Here is a 2,796-nt window from a genome sequence, read left to right as displayed (position 1 = left end):
TCTCCGAGATTGATCTGTTGACAACAAATATAATGCCTGGAAGCTTCCAAAGCCAATACCTGGCTATGTCTAAGAACTGATTTTTGCCAAACTACAGAAGATTTATTTCAGTACAGGCGCAAGCTCTCCAATCGCGCAATGCGTTTCTCCATCGGCGGGTGCGTGCTGAACAAACTGAGCAACGCGCCGCCGCCGCTGAAGGGGCTTACGATAAACATATGCGCCGTAGCCGGCGTCGCCTTCAGCGGAATCTGCTGCGAGGCCATGTGCAGCTTGCGCAACGCATTGGAAAGGTAACGCGGATTGCCGGCGAGGCGCGCGCCTTCTTCATCGGCCATATATTCCCGGCTGCGGCTGATCGCCATTTGAATCAACATCGCGGCAATCGGCGCAACAATGATGGAAACCAGCATGGCAATGGGATTTTGTCCTTCCTCGTCGTCGCTGCGGCCGGCGCCGAAGATCATGGCCCACTGCGCCATGTTCGCAATCATGCTGATGGCGCCGGCGATGGTCGCGGCGATCGTGCCGATCAGAATGTCACGGTGCTTGATGTGTGCCAGCTCATGCCCGATCACGCCCGCCAGTTCATCGCGATCGAGAATGCGCATGATGCCCTCAGTCACAGCGACCGCGGAATGCTCGGGATTGCGGCCGGTGGCAAACGCGTTGGGCTGCTCGCCGGGAATGACGTAGACTTTCGGCATCGGCAGGCTGGCGCGCGTCGCCAGCGACCGCACAATGCTGTACAGGGCCGGATGATCAACCTCGCGCACTTCCTGCGCGCCGTACATTTTCAGAACGATCTTGTCGCTGAACCAATAACTGAAAAAGTTCATGACCAGCGCCAGGCCAAACGCGATGAACATGCCCGTTTGTCCGCCGAGTGCCTTGCCGATGACGACGAACAACGCGGTCAAACCGGCCATGAGCATGAAGGTCTTCATTCTATTCATGGCATTTTTCCTCTCAATTATCAATGTTTTTTTTAAGCGTGAAGACTTCGAAGCGCATGCCATTCGGCCCAATGGCCGAAACAATATCACACACTTCGCAGCCCGTGATTTCTTCCAAACGTTCCTTCAGCAAAAATTTGACGCTGTCAAATTGCTGGCTTTTGAATTGATGAAACAGACGCCAGTCGGTCTCGTTGCTCGCCAGCGCCTGTTCCCCGGGCGAAAAACAGTCGCGCGCATACACCGTTGCCAGATTGCCGGATAAAAATGTTTCAACCGAGCCTGCATGCTCGCCCAGTTGTTGCTCGAGAAAATCGGCGACCAATGCGCTGATCTTCTGTTCCAGATTTGTTTTGGAGTTGCTCATCTCTGCGCTCCATTCCGCAGGATCAAAAAAAAAAGCCAGCACTCGTATTCTGATCGGAATCCGAGCGCTGGCTTACCGTTTAGCTTACCGTCTTATCCTGAAGACTGTACTCTATCCCGTCTGCCGGCGGGTGAACATTTATATAAAAAGCCGATCAAACGGCCGCTTGACAAAATACCAGTCGAGATGCCGTTTGCTCTGCTTGTGGTCATTAAGACGACTGGGCGGAGAAAAAGTTCTTAATCGCCCGGCACGATTTTAAATTTTTCGCAGTTCATCTTCTAAGTTCTTGTTTAAACAAAAAACAAAAATCCGCTCACCGTTTTTAGAACTGATGTCAGTGTGCAAAGTGACAACCTGTGCACCCGTCTTTTCGAAAACGATTTGTTCGAGAAGCGCCCGGGCGCTTTCAATCAAACGCGTGCGCACTTGCTTGATGAGTTGTGCGCCGTCGCGTTCGGAGGCCAACCTTTCCTCCGCCGGTGTCAACACGCCCTTGAGGCGGATCAGCAACATATCCTGAATGATGAAGCTGCGTGCTTCGCGCGGTCCGCGCCCCAGATACTCGCGTTCGAATTGCGTGATGGCCGCGCTGAGCTCGGCTTCGAGCTGGCCTTTGGTTTTGGTCGATTGCATTCTAAGAGCCTTCGTGCTAGCAACGTAATTCAAGTAAGAGCAAATATAATCGCATGGCGTCTCATATGCAAGACCAGAGCCACGGCAATGACGGGAAATGCCAAATACGGCTTGGAAGTTTAACGAAGATTTCTATTTTGTCATCGCTTGCATTTCACCTTTATCATTTCGAGGCGACTTATGGCTGCAACGTTGCTGATACTTCTAGGCGGCATCATCGGCGTGGGATTCATCGGCAATCTTTTTTTTGAACGCACGCGCATTCCCTCCGTGCTGCTTTTGATCATGATCGGCATCGTGCTGGGGCCGTTGACGCGCATCGTTCCGCCGGAATTGGTGCGCCCGTTCATGCCGGCTTTTGGCGCGGTGGCGCTCACCATTATTCTCTTTGAAGGCGGACTGGATCTCGACCTCAAACACACCCTGGAACAAGCTGGGCGCGCCATTTTGTTGGCATTCGTGTCGTTCACGCTGGCCATGTTTTTGATCTACTATGCCATCACCCTGGGCAATATGTTCCGGCGCAAAGGCCGGCTGGCCCTGACCCAACTGGTTCTGGTCGGCGCAGGGACGATGTTCCTGGTTGTGATGAGTCTGTCGGCTTCGCTGATGTACACCCTGAATACCGACCTGAACCGGCGGCGTTTTGATATCCGCCTGGGTTTTGATGACCCGCAGCGCCAAAATCGGGTGCTGAGTATGCTGCGCTCAACGCCCGAAGTGGCCGAGGCCGAGTTGTGGTATGAAACTCCGGCGGCTATTTTGAAGCAGGGGCAGCGCCTTAAGGAGGCCGGGATTGGCACAAATATTATCGGCATCCCCGCCGCCAGCGCGATG

4 protein-coding genes are annotated in these 2,796 nt (G+C 53.7%); 1 reads left to right on the top strand and 3 read right to left on the bottom strand.

Annotated features, from left to right (window positions below):
* Positions 1–107 precede the first annotated feature (107 nt).
* The 3 genes from htpX to FBQ85_28900 all read right to left on the bottom strand — a co-directional run bounded on the left by htpX (position 108) and on the right by FBQ85_28900 (position 1,959).
* Positions 108–956 (bottom strand): zinc metalloprotease HtpX, encoded by an 849-nt coding sequence (gene htpX / locus FBQ85_28910; GenBank protein MDL1879155.1) that lies wholly within the window; start codon positions 954–956, stop codon positions 108–110.
* Between the two features lie 13 nt (positions 957–969).
* Positions 970–1,323 carry a DUF2294 family protein gene (locus tag FBQ85_28905; protein ID MDL1879154.1) on the bottom strand — a complete coding sequence of 118 codons (354 nt, stop codon included), beginning with the start codon at positions 1,321–1,323 and terminating at the stop codon, positions 970–972.
* A gap of 258 nt (positions 1,324–1,581) precedes the next feature.
* Positions 1,582–1,959, bottom strand: coding sequence for a DUF2294 domain-containing protein (locus FBQ85_28900; GenBank protein MDL1879153.1), 378 nt, complete (start codon positions 1,957–1,959; stop codon positions 1,582–1,584).
* 180 nt (positions 1,960–2,139) lie between these two features.
* Here FBQ85_28900 and FBQ85_28895 point away from each other — a divergent pair.
* Positions 2,140–2,796 (top strand): hypothetical protein (locus tag FBQ85_28895; GenBank protein ID MDL1879152.1); only part of this gene is annotated, 657 nt, incomplete at its 3' end.

It is taken from the genome of Cytophagia bacterium CHB2 (genome assembly GCA_030263535.1).
Lineage (GTDB): Bacteria > Zhuqueibacterota > Zhuqueibacteria > Zhuqueibacterales > Zhuqueibacteraceae > Coneutiohabitans.
The sequence above is the reverse complement of the archived record's forward strand: the minus strand, read 5'-3'. Positions and strand labels throughout refer to the sequence as shown.